General features: G+C 43.4%; 21 protein-coding genes and 1 tRNA gene. 10 read left to right on the top strand and 12 right to left on the bottom strand.

Going from position 1 to position 21,268, the window contains the following annotated elements; translation table 11 throughout:
- Genes nuoD through CQA49_RS05895 form a run of 4 tightly spaced genes read right to left on the bottom strand, consistent with a single transcriptional unit; the run spans position 1 to position 2,959 of the window.
- Entirely contained in the window at positions 1-1,230 is a 1,230-nt protein-coding gene (gene nuoD, locus CQA49_RS05880) for an NADH dehydrogenase (quinone) subunit D (RefSeq protein WP_115575040.1), read from the bottom strand.
- A gap of 2 nt (positions 1,231-1,232) precedes the next feature.
- On the bottom strand, positions 1,233-2,039 hold the full coding sequence (locus CQA49_RS05885; protein ID WP_115575041.1) for an NADH-quinone oxidoreductase subunit C: 807 nt from the start codon (positions 2,037-2,039) through the stop codon (positions 1,233-1,235).
- 27 nt (positions 2,040-2,066) lie between these two features.
- Positions 2,067-2,573, bottom strand: a complete 507-nt coding sequence (locus CQA49_RS05890) for an NADH-quinone oxidoreductase subunit B family protein (RefSeq protein ID WP_115575042.1) — start codon at positions 2,571-2,573, stop codon at positions 2,067-2,069.
- Positions 2,555-2,959, bottom strand: coding sequence for an NAD(P)H-quinone oxidoreductase subunit 3 (locus tag CQA49_RS05895; RefSeq protein ID WP_115575043.1), 405 nt, complete (start codon positions 2,957-2,959; stop codon positions 2,555-2,557). The genes CQA49_RS05890 and CQA49_RS05895 overlap by 19 nt, the downstream gene beginning before the upstream one ends.
- Before the next feature lie 403 nt (positions 2,960-3,362).
- Between CQA49_RS05895 and CQA49_RS05900 the strand changes: the two genes are divergently transcribed.
- From CQA49_RS05900 to CQA49_RS05920, 5 genes are all read left to right on the top strand, one after another.
- Positions 3,363-5,459 (top strand): RNA degradosome polyphosphate kinase, encoded by a 2,097-nt coding sequence (locus CQA49_RS05900; protein WP_115575061.1) that lies wholly within the window; start codon positions 3,363-3,365, stop codon positions 5,457-5,459.
- Positions 5,460-5,611: 152 nt separating this feature from the next.
- Positions 5,612-6,721, top strand: a complete 1,110-nt coding sequence (gene gmd, locus CQA49_RS05905) for a GDP-mannose 4,6-dehydratase (protein ID WP_115575044.1) — start codon at positions 5,612-5,614, stop codon at positions 6,719-6,721.
- Positions 6,722-6,763: 42 nt separating this feature from the next.
- Positions 6,764-8,197 carry a D-glycero-beta-D-manno-heptose-7-phosphate kinase gene (gene rfaE1, locus CQA49_RS05910; RefSeq protein WP_115575045.1) on the top strand — a complete coding sequence of 478 codons (1,434 nt, stop codon included), beginning with the start codon at positions 6,764-6,766 and terminating at the stop codon, positions 8,195-8,197.
- Positions 8,194-8,763: a D-sedoheptulose 7-phosphate isomerase gene (gene gmhA / locus CQA49_RS05915; protein ID WP_115575046.1), complete on the top strand. Its 570-nt coding sequence runs from the start codon at positions 8,194-8,196 to the stop codon at positions 8,761-8,763. Before rfaE1 ends, gmhA begins: the two co-directional genes overlap by 4 nt.
- Positions 8,764-9,249 (top strand): hypothetical protein, encoded by a 486-nt coding sequence (locus tag CQA49_RS05920; RefSeq protein ID WP_115575047.1) that lies wholly within the window; start codon positions 8,764-8,766, stop codon positions 9,247-9,249.
- A gap of 7 nt (positions 9,250-9,256) precedes the next feature.
- On the opposite strand, the gene recR is transcribed toward CQA49_RS05920, so the two are convergent.
- Positions 9,257-9,853 (bottom strand): recombination mediator RecR, encoded by a 597-nt coding sequence (gene recR, locus CQA49_RS05925; protein WP_115575048.1) that lies wholly within the window; start codon positions 9,851-9,853, stop codon positions 9,257-9,259.
- Between the two features lie 189 nt (positions 9,854-10,042).
- On the opposite strand from recR, the gene CQA49_RS05930 reads away from it, so the two are divergent.
- A tRNA-Ala gene (locus CQA49_RS05930) sits at positions 10,043-10,118 on the top strand.
- A 374-nt stretch (positions 10,119-10,492) separates the two neighbouring features.
- Positions 10,493-10,972 (top strand): hypothetical protein, encoded by a 480-nt coding sequence (locus tag CQA49_RS05935; RefSeq protein ID WP_147288657.1) that lies wholly within the window; start codon positions 10,493-10,495, stop codon positions 10,970-10,972.
- 32 nt (positions 10,973-11,004) lie between these two features.
- Here CQA49_RS05935 and CQA49_RS05940 read toward each other — a convergent pair whose 3' ends face one another.
- The 7 genes from CQA49_RS05940 to CQA49_RS05965 form a co-directional block, all read right to left on the bottom strand.
- Positions 11,005-11,532, bottom strand: coding sequence for a hypothetical protein (locus tag CQA49_RS05940; protein ID WP_115575050.1), 528 nt, complete (start codon positions 11,530-11,532; stop codon positions 11,005-11,007).
- Positions 11,533-11,828: 296 nt separating this feature from the next.
- Positions 11,829-12,179, bottom strand: coding sequence for a hypothetical protein (locus CQA49_RS05945; RefSeq protein WP_115575051.1), 351 nt, complete (start codon positions 12,177-12,179; stop codon positions 11,829-11,831).
- Positions 12,152-12,280 (bottom strand): hypothetical protein, encoded by a 129-nt coding sequence (locus CQA49_RS10480; protein ID WP_258864226.1) that lies wholly within the window; start codon positions 12,278-12,280, stop codon positions 12,152-12,154. The genes CQA49_RS05945 and CQA49_RS10480 overlap by 28 nt, the downstream gene beginning before the upstream one ends.
- 613 nt (positions 12,281-12,893) lie before the next feature.
- The gene (locus CQA49_RS05950; RefSeq protein ID WP_115575052.1) at positions 12,894-13,838 is read right to left on the bottom strand and encodes a thiamine pyrophosphate-dependent enzyme; all 945 of its coding nucleotides are present in this window, start codon (positions 13,836-13,838) and stop codon (positions 12,894-12,896) included.
- Between the two features lie 41 nt (positions 13,839-13,879).
- Positions 13,880-15,097, bottom strand: a complete 1,218-nt coding sequence (locus CQA49_RS05955) for a 2-oxoacid:ferredoxin oxidoreductase subunit alpha (RefSeq protein WP_115575053.1) — start codon at positions 15,095-15,097, stop codon at positions 13,880-13,882.
- A 9-nt stretch (positions 15,098-15,106) separates the two neighbouring features.
- Positions 15,107-15,514: a 4Fe-4S dicluster-binding protein gene (locus tag CQA49_RS05960; protein WP_115575054.1), complete on the bottom strand. Its 408-nt coding sequence runs from the start codon at positions 15,512-15,514 to the stop codon at positions 15,107-15,109.
- Between the two features lie 41 nt (positions 15,515-15,555).
- Positions 15,556-16,116 (bottom strand): pyruvate flavodoxin oxidoreductase subunit gamma, encoded by a 561-nt coding sequence (locus CQA49_RS05965; protein ID WP_115575055.1) that lies wholly within the window; start codon positions 16,114-16,116, stop codon positions 15,556-15,558.
- 210 nt (positions 16,117-16,326) lie between these two features.
- Here CQA49_RS05965 and CQA49_RS05970 point away from each other — a divergent pair, with 210 nt between their 5' ends.
- The 3 genes from CQA49_RS05970 to CQA49_RS05980 all read left to right on the top strand — a co-directional run bounded on the left by CQA49_RS05970 (position 16,327) and on the right by CQA49_RS05980 (position 20,676).
- The gene (locus CQA49_RS05970; protein ID WP_147288658.1) at positions 16,327-17,058 is read left to right on the top strand and encodes a hypothetical protein; all 732 of its coding nucleotides are present in this window, start codon (positions 16,327-16,329) and stop codon (positions 17,056-17,058) included.
- Positions 17,059-17,365: 307 nt separating this feature from the next.
- The gene (locus CQA49_RS05975) at positions 17,366-18,751 is read left to right on the top strand and encodes a CCA tRNA nucleotidyltransferase (RefSeq protein WP_181882619.1); all 1,386 of its coding nucleotides are present in this window, start codon (positions 17,366-17,368) and stop codon (positions 18,749-18,751) included.
- Entirely contained in the window at positions 18,748-20,676 is a 1,929-nt protein-coding gene (locus tag CQA49_RS05980; protein WP_115575058.1) for an excinuclease ABC subunit UvrC, read from the top strand. The genes CQA49_RS05975 and CQA49_RS05980 overlap by 4 nt, the downstream gene beginning before the upstream one ends.
- Positions 20,677-21,268 lie beyond the last annotated feature (592 nt).

Raw genomic sequence — 21,268 nt, forward strand, 5'->3', positions numbered from 1 at the left:
TTATCTATCCACTTCGCCAAAAATCATATTCAAACTCCCAATAATCGTCACTACATCTGCCAAATAATGCCCCACAAGCAAATCCTGCAAAACGCCTGTGTGATAAAAACACGGCGCACGCACTTTCAATCTATGCGGATAAGGCGCACCTTGAGAGTTGATAAAAAAGCCAAGCTCACCGCGCGGGGATTCTGTAGGGACATACACTTCGCCAACAGGCGGGCGCATGCCTTGTGTCACAAGCACAAAATGTTGCATAAGCGAGTAATTTTGACTCATAATATCCTCTTTTGGCGCGGAAATATAGCGCGCATCTTGCGCCATTATGGGCGTTGGGCTTGATTTATAAATTTCAATTGCTTGTCTAATAAGCTTTGCGGATTCTCTAATTTCCTCCATATAGAGGCGATAGCGCGCGTAGCAATCTTTAGAATCCGCCATCGGCACGCGAAAATCTAGCTTATCATAAATCCCATAAGGCTCGCTTTTCCTAATATCCACTTCTATGCCACTTCCACGCGCCACGATGCCACTTAAACCCCAAGCTTTTACAAGATTTTCATCAATCACGCCGACATTTTCCAACCTCGCGCGCCAGATTCTATTATTATCAAGTAAGCCCTCGATGAGCTCCACCGTCTTTGGCATAGAATCTAAAAAGTGCAAAATCTTAGGAATAAAATCTTTTGGCAAATCAAGTGGCACGCCGCCGATTCTCATCGCATTATGCGTAAGCCTCGCGCCACAATAATCCTCCATCAAATCCAACCCATATTCGCGCTCTTTAAACGCATACAAGAATATTGAGAGCGCGCCGACATCCATTCCATGCACGCCGATAAAAAAGATATGCGAGATAATGCGCGAAAGCTCAAGTAAAATCACGCGTATAGCCTCCGCGCGCAGTGGCACCTCAACGCCGATAAGCTTTTCCACGCTAAGCGCAAAGGCGTAGTTGCTATTCACCGCTGCGATATAATCAAGCCTATCAGTTGTGGGCATAAACTCATTGTAAATCATATTTTCCGCAAGCTTTTCCACGCCTCTATGCAGATAGCCAATATCAGGTGTGGCTTTTACCACGCGCTCATTATCAAGCTCCAAAATTAGGCGCAATTGCCCGTGCGCGCTGGGGTGCTGGGGACCGAAATTGACAATGAGTTGAGAATCCTCCCTCTCAAAAAAGATATTCTCAAAGCTGGGATTGAGCCGTGTATAAACTTGAGCCATATTTAACGCCTTTTATCCAAATGTTTTGGTGTTTTAGAGAAGTTTTTCAAAAACAGCGGGCGGGAGGATTCTTGATATGGGAATCTATGCAGATTCTCATTTTGTGAATCGCTTGTTGTCTCAATACCCTGCACGCTAGGCTCTAAACCAATTTGCGCGAAATTAAGCGTATCGCCCCTATCAATGCGCGCGCTATCCCTCTGCTCTGCTCCGATAATCTCGCGATATTCCTTGCCAAAGATTCTATCCACTTCATACCATGCGGCGTTTTCATCGCCTTTGAGCGGATAGGATTTTTGCAATGGGTATCCCACCCAATCCTCTGGCATTAAGATTCTGCGCAAATCCTTATGTCCGCTAAAAACAATCCCAAACATATCATAACACTCGCGCTCCGCCCAATCCGCGCTACGATACAAGCCATAAAGCGAATCTATGCACTCGCCATTTTTAAGCGTTGTTTTGACTTTTAGGCGTGAGATTTTGCGCCCGTTATTTTCATAGCGCAATGTGAGATAAAATAGCTCAAACTCCCCGCGTGAGCTCAAAAAATCAATCGCGCTCATTTCTGTAAGCACCTCAAAGCCAAGATTTTTTAACCTTGTGAAAAGCTCTAAAATATTTTGAGAATCCACCCAAATCGTATCAAGCCCTGCTTCATTGTAAGAATCTTTCACAAGCGCGCCTAGCTCTTTTAGCAATTCCTTTTGGTGCAATTCCTCGTGTGGTAGGCTTTGGGCAACATCAAAGCGGTTGGTGTAATACGCGCTTTTTTGCTTGTTTTGGGAATCAAAGTTGTTTTTTATCATCGCTAGATTTTCCTTAAATTTAGATTCTCACACTATGCGCGGGGCTTTACGCGCGTAGGCTGGCTTTGATCTGATATATTGTTGCAAAAGCAAAACCGCGTATTGTAGCGTCTCTGGGCGTGGCGCACAACCGGGCAAGTAAATATCCACAGGGATAATTCTATCCACGCCCTGCACAGTTGCGTAGGTATTAAACATACCGCCGGTATTCGCACAGCTCCCCATGGAAATCACCCACCTAGGCTCTGGCATTTGATCATAAAGTCGGCGCACAAATTCCGCGTGCTTTTTAGTAACCGTGCCCGCGATAATCATCAAATCACTCTGCCGTGGCGAAGCACGAAAAATCGTCCCAAATCTATCCAAATCATACCTCGCGCCACCTGCTGCCATCATCTCAATCGCACAGCACGCCAAACCATAAGTCATGCCCCACAGCGAGTTGCTCCGCCCCCAATTGAGAATCTTATCCACCGTGGTGAGCATAAGCGGAAGCCCGCTATTTTGCAAATAATTTATTTTATGTTCTGCCATGTGAGCGCTCCTTTTTTCCATGCATACACAAAGCCAAGCACGAGCAACGCGACAAAACTTAGCATTTCAAACGCGATAAATCCCCCAAGTCCCAAAGACTTAAAAAACTTAAAATCAATCGCCCATGGAATCATAAAAATCACTTCAATATCAAACAAAATAAACAACAGCGCAAGAAGAAAAAAATGCGCTGAAATCGTGTTTTTCTGCATATTTGGCAATACACCGCTTTCATAAGGGGAAAGTTTGAGCTTTTCTCTGTCTTTTTTGGCAAGTGCGCGCGAGATGATTCTTTGCAAATACAGCGTCCCGCTAAACGCCACCACAGTTATAACAAGCAACAGCAAAACCCCAAGGTAAGGGTATGGAAAGGTTGAATGAGTCATTTCACAAGCCTTATTTATTGAATAAATTTGCACCCACAAAACACAGCACGCACAAAAAAAGCGCAATTATAACCCTCAAAGAGTTAGAATAAGTTTAGATTCTGAAAAATTCTGCAAACAAAATGTCCTAAGTAGAATGTGCCAAAAAATCCAAGAAAATACCAAAAAATACGAAAAAATCCCCACCATATTTGATGATTTCACCAAAAGTAACATTTTTGCATTGATTTTGCAATTTTGATTTTCTTTCGCATTTAGGGGGATTGCTAAGGTTTATCAAATCATTTTCTAGCCTTTTACTATTTTAAAACCCCGCTTATAACTCCCTATATTTTTTGCCACAGACGCTAAAAATTTAGCTACAATTAAGGCTTACCTAGAAATTAATTGTAAGGAGTGAGTGGTGCATATACAAGATTCTAGAATGTATTTTAATCGCGAGCTTTCGTGGCTAAGGTTTAATACCCGCGTGTTAGATGAGGCGAAAAATCCGCATATTTTGCTTTTAGATGCGCTCAAATTTGTGGCGATTTATGGGACGAATTTAGATGAATTCTACATGATACGCGTGGCAGGACTTAAGCGCTTGTATGCAAGTGGGATCACAGAAGTTGGTGCGGATAAATTAACGCCTTTGCAGCAGCTAAGCGCTATCCGAAAATACCTACACACCGAGCAACACAGCCTTGAAAATATATTTTCAAACATTAAAACGCAACTTGCCAAAGAAAATCTCTACATTAAGCAAGTAAGCGAGTTAAATAGTGATGAAAAAAAGACGCTCAAAGAGTATTTTATAAACTACCTTTATCCTGTGATTGTGCCGGTATTGGTGGATTCTACACACCCTTTCCCGCATTTAAACAACCTTTCTTTTGCCATCGCGCTGAAGTTTAAAAACACCGAAGGGCAGTTTAAATATGGAATGATTAGAATCCCGCGCATTTTGCCACGATTTTTTGAAATAGAATCTGGCGTGTTTGTCCCGCTAGAAGAGATTGTGGGCGAGTTCGCGCAGGAGTTTTTCCAAGGCTATGAGATTGTGAGCTACACGCCATTTCGCGTCACACGCAATGCGGATATGGAGATAGAGGAAGAAGAGGCAGATGATTTTTTCCAAATTATGAGCGAAGGGATTAAAACACGCAGAAAAGGCGAAATCGTGCGCTTAGAGATTGGCGAAAATGACAAAGATTTGCTTGAATTTGTGAATGCAAATATCAAGGTGGATTCTCAAGATATTTACACCTTTAAGATTCCATATCTCATTAACCTAAGCGGATTGTGGCAAATCGTGGGAAGCAAGGCATACGCGCATCTTTGCGGTGCGCCGTATAATCCAAAAATCCTTCCGCCACTTGATAGCAACACAAATATTTTTGCCACGCTTGATAGCGCTGATGCGTTGCTTTTCCACCCGTATGAGAGTTTTGATTCTGTGGTGAATTTCATCCAAACAGCAGCTAAAGATCCCGATGTGCTAAGTATCCGCATGACGCTTTATCGCGTGGGGAAAAACTCGCCAATCGTGCAAGCGCTCATCGAAGCTGCCGAAAACAATAAGCAAGTAACCGCGCTTGTGGAGCTAAAGGCGCGCTTTGATGAGGAAAATAATTTGCACTGGGCAAAACGCCTAGAAGCCGCGGGCGCGCATGTGATTTATGGAATCTCTGGGCTAAAAGTGCATGCAAAAATCGCGCTTGTGATTAAAAAAGTCGGTGGTGCGCTGAAAGAATATGTCCATCTTAGCACGGGGAACTACAATCCGGGCACGGCAAAAATCTATACTGATCTTTCTTTGCTTACCTCAAATAAAGACTTTGCAAATGACGCTATTAAGCTTTTCCACGCGCTTTCAACTGGTAGCGCACACAAAACGATGCTCCAAAAGCTAAAAATCGCGCCAACGCAAATAAAATCCGAGCTTTTAAGCCTCATTGAGGGCGAGACAAACAAAGGCGAAGCTGGGCGCATTATTATGAAAGCAAATGCGTTTGTGGATATTGACATTATCCAAGCGCTGTATCGCGCATCACAGGCGGGTGTGAAGGTTGATTTGATTGTGCGCGGGATTTGCTGTTTGCGTCCGGGTGTAAAAGGCGTGAGCGAGAATATCCGCGTGTTTTCAATCATCGGCAAATACCTCGAGCACGCGAGAATCTACTACTTCAAAAACGCACAAACGCCTATTTACTTTGCTTCCGCGGACATTATGCCTAGAAATTTAGAGCGCAGGATTGAGATTCTCACACCTTCTTTGAGCGAGGAAATCAGCCAAAAACTGCTTGAAATCCTCACAATCCAGCTCAAAGACAACACGCAAATGCACGAATTGCAAAGCAATGGCGAGTATAAAAAGCTCACTGCTAGCGCAAATGAAAAGCCCCTAAGCTCGCAAGATATGTTTGAAGAGATGGTAAGTATGCTTTATAACGCGGCGAAAAAAAGTCAAGTCACAAAGGCTAAAAAGCTTGTAAAACGCATGATGGGCGAAAGCTAGACGAGATGAAAGCTAGTTAGGGTGAAAACTAGCAGCGCGTTTTTGAGGCGTAGCTTGGATTCTGGCTTTTGCGCACGTGAAAACTTGCATTTTAAGCCAAACTTAATTACAATACGCGCCTTTTGGAAACTTAATTTAAAAAGGTTTGGAAAATGAAAACTGCTTTAATCACAGGTATCACAGGACAAGATGGCGCGTATTTGGCGGAATTTTTGCTAAAAAAAGGCTATGAAGTGCATGGCATCAAGCGCAGAAGCTCGCTTTTTAATACTGATAGGATCGATCATCTCTATCAAGATCCGCATATCGCTGGGCGCAATTTTTTCTTGCACTATGGCGATTTGACAGATTCTATGAATCTCACGCGCGTGATTGCTGATATACAGCCAGATGAGATTTACAATCTCGCGGCGATGAGCCATGTGGCAGTTTCTTTTGAAACACCAGAATACACCGCAAATGCCGATGGCATAGGCACTTTGAGAATCTTAGAAGCCGTGCGCTTACTTGGCTTAACCCAAAAAAGCAGAATCTATCAAGCCTCCACAAGTGAACTCTATGGCTTAGTGCAAGAAATCCCACAAAGCGAAAAAACGCCATTCTATCCACGCTCTCCTTACGCATGTGCGAAGCTTTATGCATATTGGATAACGGTGAATTACCGCGAAGCGTATGACATTTTTGCAAGCAATGGAATCCTTTTCAACCACGAAAGCCCCATACGCGGTGAAACTTTCGTAACGCGTAAAATCACGCGCGCAGCGGCAAAAATCGCACTTGGCTTGCAAGATAAACTCTATCTTGGCAACTTAAGTGCAAAACGCGACTGGGGGCATGCGAAAGACTATGTGCGTATGATGTGGCTTATTTTGCAAGCGCAAAAGGCGGAGGATTGGGTGATTGCCACAGGCGTGACGACTGAAGTGCGTGAGTTTGTCAAAATGGCGTTTAATGAAGTGGGGATCGAGCTAGAGTTCCGCGGTGAAGGCGTGAATGAAAAAGGCTATGTGAAAGCGTGCCATGGGGGGTTTAAGCTAGAAGTTGGCAAGGAAGTTGTAAGCGTGGATCCGCGCTATTTCCGCCCAACGGAAGTGGATTTGCTTATCGGTGATGCGACAAAAGCGCGCGAAAAGCTAGGCTGGATTCCAGAATATGATTTAAACGCGCTTGTGAAAGATATGATGCAAAGCGATTTGAAGCTTATGCAAAAGGACAAATACCTGCGCGATGGCGGTTATGAGACTTTTAGCTATTTTGAATAAGAGAATCTGGCAAGCAACAAATTCCAAAGCAAAGGCAAGCAAATGTTTGATTTAGAAAACAAAAGCCCGAGAATCCTCGTAGTTGGCGACTTGATGATCGATCACTACATTTGGGGGGATTGCAATAGAATCTCCCCCGAAGCGCCCGTGCAAGTCGTCAATGTAAAAAGTGAAAGCAACCGACTTGGTGGCTCATGCAATGTCGTAAATAACCTCATCGCGCTTGGTGCGAAAGTGAGCGTTTGTGGCGTTGTGGGCGAAGATAGCGATGGCAAATGGCTTGTCGAAACGCTAGAATCTTTAGGCGTTGGGATTGAATATATTTTCATCGATCCCTCCCGCCCCACGACCAAAAAATCGCGCGTGGTGATTTCAAATCAGCAAGTTTTGCGCGTAGATAGAGAATCCAGCGCGCCGGTAGATTCTGTGCTTCTAAAAAAAGTGCGCGAGGATTTGGATTCTTTACTAAATGGCATTGATTGCGTGATAATTTCAGATTATGACAAGGGCTTGCTAAATTATGACTTTACGCAACATATCATTAGCCTTGCGCGCAGTGAGAATAAGCCTGTGCTGTGCGATCCTAAGGGCGTGAATTACGCCAAATATAGTGGCGCGACACTTCTAACGCCTAATAAAAAAGAAGCCAGCCTTGCGACAAATATCCCCATCATCGATGATGAAAGCCTCTTGCAAGCAGGCAATGCGCTCAAAAAAATGTGTAAACTCTCAATCTCGCTCATCACACTTAGTGAGGATGGCATCGGCATCATCGACAAAAGCCTTACAAAAATCCCAACCTACGCGCAAGAAGTCTATGACGTCACAGGTGCGGGCGATACCGTCATCGCGGCACTGGGCTTTGCGCTAAGTAGCGGGCTAGATATTTATAAGGCAAGCGAGTTCGCCAATGTCGCCGCAGCCGTGGTGGTAGGCAAAGTCGGAAGCGCAAGTGCTACACATATAGAAATCGAGCGCTACTTGCACTCGCACCAAAGCAAAGAATCAAACAAAATCTTTAGCAAGGAGCAAATCAAGCGCGCGCTAGATTCTCTCAAAAGCACAAATAAAGAATCTAAGGTCGTTTTCACCAATGGCTGCTTTGATATCCTGCACCGCGGTCATGTGCAGTATTTGCGCCAAGCGCGCGCATTAGGCGATGTGCTGATAGTCGGGCTTAATAGCGATGCGTCAGTTTCCGCGCTCAAAGGCGCAAATCGCCCGATTAACCCGCAAGAGGATCGAGCCTTTTTGCTTGCGAATTTGGAATGCGTGGATTTTGTGGTGATTTTTGACGAAGAGACACCAAAGGAGCTTATTAAATTCCTAGCGCCAGATATTTTGGTAAAAGGCGCGGATTACGAAGGTAAGGAAGTTGTGGGAAGTGAATTTGTCAAGGAAGTGAAATTGCTTCCATTTGTGGAGGGCAAATCCAGCACAAATATCATTGAAAAAATCAAAGGAGCAAACAAATGAAAAACTTTATCCAAGCGGAATTTTTAAACCATATCGATGTCAGCACAAACTCGCTTAAACGCATGCTAGATTCCATAGAATCCAGCGCAAATCTCCTCAAAGAATGCCTCAAAAATGGCAATAAGATTCTCATCTGCGGGAATGGCGGAAGTGCGGCAGATTCTCAACATTTTGCCGCAGAGCTTACAGGCAGATACAAAAAAGAGCGCAAAGCACTTCCAGCAATCGCGCTAAGCGTGGATACTTCCGCACTCACCGCTATAGGGAACGACTACGGCTATGAATTTACCTTCTCGCGCCAAGTCGAAGCCCTCGCGCGCAAAGGCGATGTCGTCTTTGGAATCTCCACCAGCGGGAATTCTAAAAATGTCATCAACGCCTTCAATGTCGCCAAATCGCTAGGGTGCAAAATCATCGGCTTAAGCGGGCGCGATGGCGGGGCGATGGACAAGCTCTGCGACATTAATATGATCGTCCCAAGCGAGGACACCGCGAGAATCCAAGAAGTGCATATTTTGGTAATCCACATTTTATGCGACATTATCGAGCGCGAGGCGATGGAATAATTGTTTGAAAAAACCTTGCGTGCGCTTGAAAAGTTCAAAGACAGCTCAAGCCAAATAGCACAGCTTTTGCAGACTGAAGGCGTGAGCGCGCAGTTTGCGGAAGTTAAGAGCAAAGATGGGCTTAATTCTATTTCCTTGCCAAATGGCGCGATGCTAGAGTGTTTCGCACACCTCAAATCGCTTCCTTACAAGACTTTTGAGCAATTTGGCGCGCCACAATTGCATTTTTGCAACTGCGCGGAATTTGCAAAACTTCTAGATTCTCAAAATCCCCATCTTTTGTTGCGTCGCGCAGGCTCAAATGCCTTTGAATTTAGCGTGTATCAAGGCGGCACAACCACAGGCTATTTTAGAGATTATCCCCTGCCACTTTGCACCCAATGCATAGAAATCGCAAAAAACCTCCCCGCCTTTGCAAAACACACAGAGGATTCCCAAGAGTTTGAAAAATATTTATTTCTTTTTATGAATGGCGAAAAGGTATAAAGTCTCTCTATACCTTCACCCTTGAAAAAAATGCGCGTGAAAGCGAGAGCTGATCGATAGAATCTAGCCCAATGCCCGTTGGCACGCCTTGAGCGATTTTGCTAAATTTTAGCTTGCAGGGCAAATCCTCTAGCTTGTCCTCGACAAAAAGCATCACCGCTTCATTTGCCAAAGTTGGTGAAAGCGCGAAAATCACCTCCTCTATGCGCTCCTCCACCACGCGCTTTTTAAGAATACTAAAATCAATATCTTTCATCTCCAAGTGAGAATTTAGCACAAAATAGCGCCCGCTAAACTCATTCATCGCCTCAAGCGTGAAAATATCCTTTTGGTGCGCGACAATGCACAGCTCGCCATTTGCGCGCTCGGAATCTAGGCAAATCTCACAAATCTCGCCCTCGCTAAGCGCAAAACATTTCTGACACAAACGCACATTATGCGCGCTTTCTTCAAGCGCATGCGCGAGCTTGAGCGCCAAAAACTTGTTTTCCATACTCAAAGAAAGGGCGATTTTTTGCGCGCTTTTTTTCCCAAGAGAAGGGATTTGCTCCAAAGATTCCAAAAGCAAATAGTAAGATTTCAAGCCCATTTTGTAGGTATTCATTCGCTCTCCCAAAGGCAAGTAAATTTTTGCGCGTATTTTACCTTGTTTTGGTTATTTAAAGATTCTGGTTTGCTTAAGACTTTGGCGCTATGTAATAATTTTGGCGTGGGTATTTTAAGGCTCTTTAAGCTCGCAATAGTTATAATGCGCGCCTTGTGGCTCATGGCACGAAGAAGTTTGTAAAAATTTGGGGTGTTAGCTCAGTTGGTAGAGCGCAACGCTGGCAGCGTTGAGGTCAGGGGTTCGACCCCCCTACATTCCACCATCTTACGCGGAATATGACTACTTCATAACTACATATAAGAACACATTGAGACACTTTAAACTCCACATAATAGCACACCTACAACACTTCAAGTTTAATTTTCCACATCTAGGCTTTTTCTTCCAGCAAGGCAAAAATGGCAACAAATGTGGTAACAAGCAAGCTTAAAGCATCAAAATAGCCAAAATTTGTTACCACTTTTTCAGAATCTCTTCTTTAATTTGTATCGCCTGCGCAGGAATAAATCCCATTTTGCCTCTACTTGCGTGCATATACTCAAGATTTTTGACTGATGAGATTCTATGTTTTATTGCATTGACTGAAATTTTTAGAGTGTCAGCGGTGGTAACGCCTTAGCTGGACTAGCTATGAGTATGGGTATGTCAGCTAGCACATTTGGGGCTGTAAGCTCAGGTATGGCAGCAGTAGGACAAGTAGCGGGAGCTGCAGCTATGTTCTTGCCAGGTGGAGCTGCAGGTAAAACCCTAGCTAATGTCGGAGCTATAGGGGCTGAAAGCACAATGGCAATAGGAGTAGGTAGAGCAAATCAGCTAGCTGCTACGACAAGAACTAGTATGCTTGAGAGAGGATTAGCAGGGAAACCTACAGCTGCTCCAAGTAATGCTCCACGATTAGAATATTCAGGCTCTTATACATTCTCAAACTCTATGTTTAGAGATTTTGGAACTATGAGTGGGAGAGAGCAAAGAGGATTTATGAGAGACTTTAGACAGCAAAGCCCAAGTAGAGCAAATGCGTTTGAAAGACAATATAATGCTTTACATCAGAATCCTTTGGGAAGTAATGGGGGGATAGTAACGAAAAATATAAATACTCCTAATATAATACAATAAAGGAGATGTGATATTCAGAAAAGATATAAGGGTTAAGAAACAACCCTATATTTTTTATTTTTTATATGCTCTTTAAAAATCTCTAAACCTTGCAAATAGATTGGGTGCTTTGCTTCCTCTCTGTTCTCATCAGTCCACATAACACCTAATCCATCTTTATTGTATCCATCAAGAGGAGCTAATATTTTTAGTTCCCCACTTTCAATCAAGTCAGCTTGTTCATCTTGAGACATATTCGGACAAGATGAAGCAAGGAATCTATAACCCGTTTCGTGATTGCGTAACTTTTCAATAACGCCTTGTTTCACAGCATTATCCCACGCAGCCCAATATGACTCCTCTTTAGAGTCTTTGCTTTCTTTGAGGTATTTTTCATAGGCTGCTTTCCATTCTTTCTTAGAAGTGATTAAGCCTTTGCTTTTATCATCATCAGCGCAGATTTTAGCCCATTCCTCAGAAGTCATATCTCTGTCTGAACGATCCATAGTGTATCCATTAGCTGGAATGCTAGTATCACTAAATGTCATACCAAGTAAATAACCTAGTGCAAAGCTACCCATAGCCTTTTCTCCTTTCGTTAGTTAAATTTTATGGGCATTATAGAGTGATTTAGGGAAAAATGCAAATGTGAGAATGTGGGATTTAGGGTTTTTTGGGATTGTGTTTGAAAGTGAGGGCTGGAAAGAGAGGACTAGCTAAATTTTCCTTATTACAAGGGCTATGTGGCTTAAGCACGCATTAAGCAAATTTAACATAGTATGCAAGCAGGCTTTTAGATGGAAGCTATCTAATCTGAGTGCGTGGCTTATAACCCGATGGCTCAGAGTGTCTTATTTGACATTAGCAGTCTAAAGGCTTAATTTTTAAGATACATTGTTTTGAAACTAAGCTCATTTGTCTTTTTCCTAATGCTTTCTACCACAATAACAATCCCATCATCATTTCTAAACTCACTTACTATAACATCTTGCTTTAGTGTGTCTTTTTTAAGAGTTTGAACCTGTGCCTTATCCACAAAATATATCCATTTTTCAATATGCTCTAAGGTTAATGGGATTTTGTCTGTCTTGTGCTTATTGTAAGCATGTCTTATTTCATATCCACTTATTGTTCTTTTAACTTCTTGTGGGTATTTAAAGCCTAATTCTTGCGCCTTTGTAGGATCTAAAATATCTATGGCTATTTTTTGTTGTTCTCTATAATCCATTCTAATATATCCTTATTTAAATTTTCATGCCCTATAACAGGCATATCTCTCCCTTTTTGTGGGGCAGATTTCAAAAGAGCAATAATGTCATCGTTGTTCATATTTCTCCACAGCATTGATTTATTCAAAATTATAACAAAATCACATGCAAAGTAAAGGAATCTGCATTGCTTGTATTATATGTTTGGCTTGGAGTATTGAAAGATAGTTTGAAGTGGCTTAGACAAGTAAGAAAACCCACCCTTCCTTTACAAGCCCACTCATTCCTCTATTCCTCGCCTCGCATCAAACAATATTCTTAATCAAGAAACTGAAGGAATTTGGCTCACTTTTGTAGGTTGCTCCGCCATAGATTTGCTATCGACAAATCTACGATAAAGAACCCTCATTTATTTTTTGTTTTATCGCTTAAGAATTCGTTGGCAGTAGTGACAAATAGAGGCTTATTGCGCTTTGCATAACAATACTAGAGAACCTTAAAGGGTATCCCTCAAAAATGGTAACAAATGTGGTAACAAGCAAGCTTAAAAATTTCTTAGTTTTCGAGTATAAAGGCTTTTTGAGGCTCGAGATGGAGTCCCTACACAACTCCAACATCTAAGCGCTTATTAAATCTGACAACCATAAAAAAATAAACCACGATATATAGATAAATTTGACTTTCCAGCAAGATTCTATAGCAAAACTTATCTGCTACAGAATCTTAATACGCAGTTAGATTCCCGCTTCTTCGCGGCGTTGGAGGTATTCCCATCGTGCATCGACATCTTTTTGAAATTGCTCGATGATATGCTCGTTTTCAGGTTTAAAAAGATGCTTAAAGCGCCCTTGTGCGCCTAAATAGTCGCGCACCGGCACGATATTTTTTGGACGATAGGTGATATTAACTTTCACGCCATCGATAACCTCAAAAAGCGGAAACACAAGAGAATCCACCGCCAAATCGCTCACCTCAATCGTTTTGTTGGAATCAAAGCGCCATTCAGTCGTGCATGCGCTCATCGCGTTGATGAAAGTCGGACCTTCTGTCTCTAGCGCGGTTTTGATTTTTTTATTCATATCTTTCCATTTATTTGGCGCTACTTGCGCGACATAGGGGCTTCCATGCGCTGCCATAATCATAAGCAAATCTTTCTTTTTCTCCTTTTTCCCATAGCTCACACTTCCCGCTGGCGTGGTAGAAGTGCTTGAGCCAATGGGTGTGGAGCCACTACGCTGCCCGCCGGTGTTTGCATAGACTTCGTTATCAAGGCAAATGTAGGTCATATCATGCCCGCGCTCAAAACACCCGCTAATCCACTGAAAGCCGATATCATAAGTCGCGCCATCGCCACCAAATGCCACAAATTTTGGCTTTTCGCCTTTGTAGCGCCCTTTTCTTGCAAGGGCTTTATACATGGATTCTGCGCCTGCTACGGCTGTCGAGCCATTTTCAAACCCTATGTGAATCCAAGGCACATCCCAGCTTGTGTAAGGATACACCGCGGTTGAAACCTCCAAACAACCCGTAGAATTCCCCAGCACGATCGGACCTTCAGCCGCGTTTAGCACTTCACGCACGATCATCCCATGCGCACAGCCCGGACACAAAAGATGCGCGCCCTCAAATTTTTCAGCAGATTTTGAAAATTGCTTGAGATTCTTAAATTCCTTTACCATTTCCTCTCCTTATGTTGTTTTGCGCTTTTAGCTTAAAGAATCTAGCAAAAGCTAAGCTTTGGACCGCGAAGCCCGATAAATTGCTGTGTAGCGTGCGTGAGTTTGCCCGCCTTTGCATCAGAATCTAGCTCGGTGTAAATGTCTTGCAAATGCGCCTGTGTCAAATCGCGCCCGCCTAAGCCATAAATATAATTTGACGCAATCGCCCTTCCGCCCGCGCCATACATCGCGCTTACGCATTCATTGAAAAGCATCCCCATCGCGCCCGCAGGCAAACTTCTATCCAAAAACGCCACAGCCTTAAGATTCTTTAGTGCCTCGCCTATTTCTTTATAAGGGAATGGGCGCAAAGATCGCAGTGAAACTACGCCTGCTTTAATGCCTCTTTTGCGCGCATTTTTTGCCGCCATACGCGCAGATTCCACACTTGTGCCAAGAGCGAAAATCGCCACCTCCGCATCTTGCATATCATAAGTTTCAACAAGCTTATATTCCCTTCCTGTGAGCTTTTTAAACTCCGCGAAAACCTCTTCTATCACACCAGAAGCCTGCATGATGGCGTTATGTAGTTGTGATTTATGCTCGAAGTGCCAATCCTCCTCAGTTTGCGCACCATAAGTGATAGGCTTTGAAAAATCAAGCATCGCATTTTTGACCTTATACTCACCGATAAATTTATACGCCACTTCATCGCTTAGCGGGCGCACGCTTTGTGCGGTGTGCGAGCAAATAAAGCCATCTTGATTAACAATCACAGGCACACGCACGCGCAAATCCTCCGCGATTTTAAACGCCATAAGGTTAAAATCATACGCTTCTTGCGGATTGTAGGTACAGAGATTTACCCAGCCTGTGTCACGGCTTAGATACATATCAGAGTGATCACCATTTACATTGAGTGGGCTTGCAAGCGCGCGATTTACGAGGTTTAACACGATAGGCAAACGCATACCAGAAGCTTGATACAGCACCTCGACCATAAAGGCAAAGCCCTGCGAGCTTGTCGCAGTAGCCACGCGCCCGCCAGCTGCCGCAGCACCTACACACGCGCTCATCGCGGCATGCTCGGATTCCACCATGACAAATTCCCCCTCAATATAGCCATTTCCTACAAAACTGCCATAATTTTGCACGATAGGCGTTGAAGGCGTGATAGGATAGGCAGCGACCACATCAATTTGTGCTTGACGCATCGCATGGCTTGCCGCCATATTGCCGTCCCACACTTCGATTTCGTGAAGTTCAAAAACTTTTGGCATAGTTCCCCCTTATTGTTGTTTGTTTTTTTCTTGTTTTTTAGGCCAGTTTGCAAGCGCAGATTCATTACTTTGATGATCGCTAAACATAAGCAAAGACTTCGGATTTGTAGGGCAAACTTCCACGCATACGCCACAGCCTTTGCAATGAGTGTAATCCACTCCTGCAAGCTTTTCATCGCGTGCTAAAATCGCAGAATCTGGGCAATACACCCAGCAATTAAAGCAGTTAATGCACACTTCGCTATTATGCACAGGCTTATCCACGCGCCAATGCGCCACACTTGCAGTGTAAGAGCTATCGTTGCGATAGGCGCGCTTGTCGTTGTGCTCCTCGACTTGCACTTGCGCATTTGTATCAAAAGGGAATAATGCCGAGCCAATCTCTAATTCGTCCCACCCTCTGTTGTCTTTTATCATCTTTTTCTCCTTAAATGTGTTCTTAAAAACGCTAGATTCTCCTAATGCACTTCATTATAAGCGCGCCTAATGGCATTAACATTGCCATCAATGACTTTTTGCGGAAGCTTTTTGCCTAGAATCTTCGTAAAAGCTTGCAAGAAAAATTCTAAATCAAGCATTCCAGAAACTTTCATCAAAGCCCCGAGCATCGGCGCATTTGGGATAGGTTTGCCAAGCTCTTGAAGTGAGATTTGAATGCAATCTAAGATATACACTTCCTTGCCCTTCAAATCCGGCTTTTTAGCGATAAGCTCCTCTTTGCTTAAATGCGTGGTGATGATGTATTTTGTCTCTGGCTTTTCATTCGCACAAATATCAGTGATGAAAGTAAGCCCTGGATCAATCACTAGCACATAATCGGGATTCATAAACTTCTCGTGGTTTAAAATCGGTTCAGAATCTATGCGATTATACGCGCTCATCGCCGCGCCCCTCTTTGCCGAACCATAAAAAGCAAACGCCTGCACTTCCTTACCCGTGCCTGCAATCACATCTGCCAAGCCTTTAGCGCCTGTCACGGCACCTTGTCCAGCGCGTGAATGCCATCGTATCTCTAGCATTATTCCTCCTTTGAAGTTGTTGCTGTCATTAAAGCAAAGCATTATAAGTATAAAAGCCTAATAAGAATGTTAAAGATTTAAAAATTTCTTAACCTTTTGATGAGTTTGAAACAAAATAAGCTGTTTGTTTTGGCTAAATTTCTCCTAATCTTGCGAGCAAAGGGCAAAAATATTATAATCATGCAAAAATTTATGAGGAATCATTTTTCAATGAAGCGAGTTATTTTGTTTGGCTGTTTTATGTTGTTTTGCGCGTATGGGGAAAATACCCCGCAGTCACTAGAGCAAGTGCCAGATTCTCAAAATACCACAAATGCCACACAAAAAGTAGCCCCAGAGCTTGAAGTATTGACAGAAAAAAACTGCCGAGGCTCGCTTTTGGGTGGCTTTTCTTGCGTTGATGAAAACAACGAAAGCAACGGGGATATTTTTTCGCAAATTAGCAATTTTACCAACATTCTTGGCTTTGAATATGGCGTATCAAACGCAGAGGTGGAAAAAGGGCATTTTAGCTTTGATGTGGGGCTTTTATCCATTGGCTCGATTGGCAAAACGCATCGGCAATATTTTGGCGCAAAATTCCACTACGAGCTAGGCTATGGCAAGGATTTGAAATCCATACATCACTACGGCGGGGAAATGTTTTGGCACCCGAGCTTTTTAAATTTTGGGGGCTATCAAGTTTTAAGCGCGTATGTGGGCTATGGCGCGCGTAGGGGCGCTGGGCGCAATGGCACATATCTTGATGGCGGAGTGCTTGTGTTGCCGACTTCTCCGGTGTTTTTAGCCCTTACCTTGCGCACGGATTTTCTCCCAAATCACACGCCCACAAATAGCCTTATGCTTTCAATCCGCATGCCTTTAGGCATTTTTACCACACCTTTTGCAATCCCCCTTGCAAGCGGAATAAGCACCGCACATATCAGCGCCAAAAGGCGTTAGATTCTAAATTTGCAAAATTAAGGAATTCAAGTTGCACCTTTGGTGCAACCCTTAAAAAGCGTTGTCGGGGGTTTGGGGGTTGCAAGGGGGATAAGGGGAGCGACTTCGCAATTCAAGCCCCCTTGTCCCCCTGCAAAAAGAAACTTTAAGAATCTAAGTGGGATTAAATCAGACAAAAAGATTCTGAGAAATGGAATCTCTCATGCGTATAAATTTATTTGTTAAACTCTAAGAAAGACAAGGTAAAATACACGCTTACAAGGGCTTTTATCTGCAAAGTGATATGTTTATCTTAAGGAATTGCATTTTGACAAAAAATCCACCTAGCACTAATCCACGCAATCCACATTTAGTGAGAATCCAGCGCCCACAAATCCCGCGCAATGTGGAAAAAATCCTGCATATCTTGCGATCACATGGCTTTAGCGCGTTTGTGATTGGTGGGTGCGTGCGCGATTACCTCCTGCAGAAGCGCCCAAAAGATTGGGATATCGCCACGAACGCCACGCCAGAGCAAATTTGCAAGCTTTTTGCTAATCGCAAGGATTTTTTCAGTTTAGAAATTGGCGCACAATTTGGCTGCGTTGGGCTTGTGGAAAGAAAAAGCAAAAAAATGATTGAAGTTACGACTTTTCGCGTTGAGCGCGAATATCAGGGATTCCGTAAGCCAAAAGATGTGATTTTTGGCACGAGTTTAAGCGAAGATGTGCAAAGGCGCGATTTTAGGATAAATGCGCTCGCCCTTGATGAAAATCTTCGCGTGGTGGATTATGTGGGCGGATTAAAGGATTTAAAAAAGCGTCAAATCGCTTGCATTGGCGAGCCAAAAGAGCGCTTGAGCGAAGATAGTTTAAGAATCTTGCGTGCCTTACGCTTTTGTGCGTGTTTGGGATTTACAATCCACGCGCGCACAAGGGAAGCACTTTTTGCCTGCGCACCTTTAATGCTACATTTAAGCAGTGAGCGCATAAAATCCGAGCTTGATAAACTCCTGCTAGGTGCGGATTCTCACAAAGTGCTAGCAGAATTTGAGGGGATTTTTAAGATTATTTTTTTGGATTTTTGCAAGCTTTTTCATTGTGGGCAAAATAATTTTACAAATCCCGCGCAAAGCCATTTTTCAAGCCACGCAAAAGATTCTGCGCTTTTTAATCCGCGCGCACTTGCCCTTTTACCTCGCTTGCCAAAAAAACTAGAACTTCGCTGGGTGTGCTTGCTCTACGCATTTGCAATAGCGCAAAATACCTCGCAAAAGCAAGCGCGCGACAACGCCAAACAAATCCTAAGCGCGCTTAAAAGCTCAAAAAAATTTAGCGAGGAGGTTTTAAACCTTTTTGGCGCATTTTTACGCTTCCATACACTCATACAATCAAGCCACAGCAAAGCGCCTTTAGACTTAGAACTTAAACGCATTTTTTGCACCTTAAAGCGCGAAAGTTTAGAATCTTTTTTTACACTTATGCGCGCCAAAACGCCAAAGTTTAAGCGAGAATCCTTGCGCGCTTTAAGCGCAGTGCTAAATGCAAAAGAGCTAAAAATCAATGGAGATGATATAAAATCCCTTGGCGTGAATGATGGCGCGCGCATTGGCAGGATTCTCTGTGAGCTTTTAGAATCTGTGCTTAAAAATGAAGTGCCAAACACGCACAGCGCTTTATTACAGCGCGCCAAAATCCTAAAGGAAACTCTATGAAACTCTGCCTCTCCACCCTGCCCGAAAGTGCGGGCGTGTATCAATACTTTGACAAAGACGATAGACTGCTTTATGTCGGCAAGGCAAAAAATCTCAAAAAGCGCATCAAAAGCTACTTTGTCAAAAGCGCTAATTTAAGCCAGCGTATAGCCATCATGGTGTCTCAAATCGCGCGTATCCACACGCTTGTGACGCCAAATGAGCAAGACGCGCTGATTTTGGAAAACTCGCTTATTAAAAGCCTCAAGCCAAAATACAACATTTTACTGCGCGATGACAAGACTTATCCCTATATTTTTATCGATAAAAATAAAGACTTCCCAACGCTTGAAATAACGCGCAGTGTGATAAATAAAAAGAATATTTTGTATTTTGGTCCTTTTAGTTTTGGCGCGCGCGATTTGGTTGATGGGATTTTAGAAACCACGCCTTTGGTGCAGAAAAAATCCTGTCTTCAAGGCAAAAAAGCTTGTCTTTTTTATCAAATCAAACGCTGTCTCGCCCCATGTGAAGGCAAAATAAACAAGCAAGAATATGAAAAGATTCTAAATTCCGCGCTAGAACTTTTGGAAAATAAAAAAAAGCTCATCAAACTTTTGGAATCCAAAATGCAAATTTTTGCGGACAACTACGCGTTTGAGGAGGCTGCGCGCTTGAGGGATAGGATTGCTAAAATTTCGCAAATGCAAAAGCACTCTGTGATTGACTTAGCACAATCTTGTGATATGGATATTTTTGTCTTTGTCACGCGTCCGCAAAAAACGCACAGCACGATAGAATCTGCAAATTCATCAAAAAATGTAGCGCAAAAAAGCGCAATGCAAAAAGGCGTGCTAATGAAGCTATTTGTGCGAAATGGACGCATAAGTTCAAGCGATTTTGTGCTACTTCATAGCAGCGCGCTTGATGTGGAGGATTCTCTAGATTCCGCGCAATCCTCGCAAAACCCCGCGCAATCCACAAAGCCTAGCATGACAAATCACAACCTCTGCTCGCTTTACACGCAAGCTTTGCTCAATCATTACAAGGCGCACACGCCACTTTTGCCAGATTCTATCCTTTTGCCCGCAAATGTCGCGCTTGAAGACAAAGACGAGCTAGAGCGCATTTTGCAAGAGCGTTTGGGGAAAAAAATCGAAATCTCACAGCCCAAAAAAGGCAAAAAGCTAGAGCTCATCAACCTTGCGCGCAAAAATGCCCTTGAGCTTTTGCATTTGCATACAAATGAGGAAAATATCCAAGAATCTAGGCTAATGGAGCAAATCGCCACGCTTTTTGGGCTTGATGAGATTCCCTATAGGATCGAAGTTTTTGACACTTCGCACCACAGCGGGACGCAGTGCGTGGGCGCGATGGTGGTGTATGAAAATGGCGAGTTTAGAAAGGATTCTTATCGGCAGTATAATTTGAGCGGGAGTGATGAATATGCGCAGATGAGCGAGCTTTTGACGCGCCGTGCGCTGGATTTTGAGAATAATCCCGCGCCAAATTTGTGGCTTCTTGATGGTGGCAAGGCGCAACTCAAACTCGCGCGCCAAATCCTAGAATCTAGCGGCGCGCAAGTCGATACGCTCGCTATCTCAAAGCACAAGCTCAATGGACGCGCGCACCGCGCCAAAGGAAGTGCGCAAGATATTTTACACGCAGTGCAAAAAAGCACGCAAGAGCCAAAAGAATTTAAACTCTCCCCAAATGATAAAAGCTTGCAATTTTTGCAAAAACTGCGCGATGAGGCGCACCGCTTTGCTATCACTTTCCACAGAGCGCAAAAAAATAAGAATCTCACAAAGCTAAAAACGCTCACCCAAACGCGCAATCTCACTCCCGCGCAAGTGGATAAACTGCTTAGAATCTATGGCGAAGTGCGCGTGATTGAAAATCTTTCAAACGAGGAAATCACAAGCGCACTAAGAAAAAGAGGTTAAAATATTAAGCGCCCCGTGCAAACCGAGATTTTGCAATCAAAGGAATTCAAGTTACGCGCCAGCGTAACCCAATCTCGCCCCTTGCGTGGTGAAAAAAAGGCGTTAAAAAAATGCAGTAGTGCATTTTTAGCCTTTTTTCTAGCAAGGGAAACAGCGAGGCTCTCCCCCCGAAAGAAGAAAAGCGCGGAGCTTCTATAAAAATATATTTGGGCGCGGGGGGGAGTGAGGAGGGGGGAGCGACCTTTTGCGTGAAAAAACAATTTTAGAGAATCTAAAAAATTTTAAGAAGTGAAAGCAAGGGATACTAAAAAATTTAGTCATTGCGAGCGCAAGCGAAGCAATCCATTATTTTAGCTTTAGAATCTAGCTTTTTAGAATCTTGCAAGATTTTTGTAATGATTTAGATTCTTCAGGATTCTGACTTTTTAGAATTTTCAGAATCTTACTTATATTTTTTAATTCCCCTAAAAGATTCTATTTTTCAGAATCCTTTTGTTTAGCTCAACCCCACTTAGATTCTAAAAATGGGTTTGTTCGATAAGGGGGAGGGGGCTTGAATTGCGAAGTCGCTCCCCTTATCCCCCTTGCAACC

This window comes from Helicobacter sp. MIT 00-7814, assembly GCF_003364115.1.
Taxonomy (GTDB): Bacteria; Campylobacterota; Campylobacteria; order Campylobacterales; family Helicobacteraceae; genus Helicobacter_F.

Coding starts and splice junctions, on each gene's coding strand:
- nuoD (WP_115575040.1), bottom strand. CDS start 1,230: ATGGCTCAAGTTTATACACGGCTCAATCCCAGCTTTGAGAATATCTTT.
- CQA49_RS05885 (WP_115575041.1), bottom strand. CDS start 2,039: ATGATAAAAAACAACTTTGATTCCCAAAACAAGCAAAAAAGCGCGTAT.
- CQA49_RS05890 (WP_115575042.1), bottom strand. CDS start 2,573: ATGGCAGAACATAAAATAAATTATTTGCAAAATAGCGGGCTTCCGCTT.
- CQA49_RS05895 (WP_115575043.1), bottom strand. CDS start 2,959: ATGACTCATTCAACCTTTCCATACCCTTACCTTGGGGTTTTGCTGTTG.
- gmd (WP_115575044.1), top strand. CDS start 5,612: ATGAAAACTGCTTTAATCACAGGTATCACAGGACAAGATGGCGCGTAT.
- rfaE1 (WP_115575045.1), top strand. CDS start 6,764: ATGTTTGATTTAGAAAACAAAAGCCCGAGAATCCTCGTAGTTGGCGAC.
- gmhA (WP_115575046.1), top strand. CDS start 8,194: ATGAAAAACTTTATCCAAGCGGAATTTTTAAACCATATCGATGTCAGC.
- recR (WP_115575048.1), bottom strand. CDS start 9,853: ATGAATACCTACAAAATGGGCTTGAAATCTTACTATTTGCTTTTGGAA.
- CQA49_RS05935 (WP_147288657.1), top strand. CDS start 10,493: ATGGGTATGTCAGCTAGCACATTTGGGGCTGTAAGCTCAGGTATGGCA.
- CQA49_RS05940 (WP_115575050.1), bottom strand. CDS start 11,532: ATGGGTAGCTTTGCACTAGGTTATTTACTTGGTATGACATTTAGTGAT.
- CQA49_RS05945 (WP_115575051.1), bottom strand. CDS start 12,179: ATGGATTATAGAGAACAACAAAAAATAGCCATAGATATTTTAGATCCT.
- CQA49_RS10480 (WP_258864226.1), bottom strand. CDS start 12,280: ATGAACAACGATGACATTATTGCTCTTTTGAAATCTGCCCCACAAAAA.
- CQA49_RS05950 (WP_115575052.1), bottom strand. CDS start 13,838: ATGGTAAAGGAATTTAAGAATCTCAAGCAATTTTCAAAATCTGCTGAA.
- CQA49_RS05955 (WP_115575053.1), bottom strand. CDS start 15,097: ATGCCAAAAGTTTTTGAACTTCACGAAATCGAAGTGTGGGACGGCAAT.
- CQA49_RS05960 (WP_115575054.1), bottom strand. CDS start 15,514: ATGATAAAAGACAACAGAGGGTGGGACGAATTAGAGATTGGCTCGGCA.
- CQA49_RS05965 (WP_115575055.1), bottom strand. CDS start 16,116: ATGCTAGAGATACGATGGCATTCACGCGCTGGACAAGGTGCCGTGACA.
- CQA49_RS05970 (WP_147288658.1), top strand. CDS start 16,327: ATGAAGCGAGTTATTTTGTTTGGCTGTTTTATGTTGTTTTGCGCGTAT.
- CQA49_RS05980 (WP_115575058.1), top strand. CDS start 18,748: ATGAAACTCTGCCTCTCCACCCTGCCCGAAAGTGCGGGCGTGTATCAA.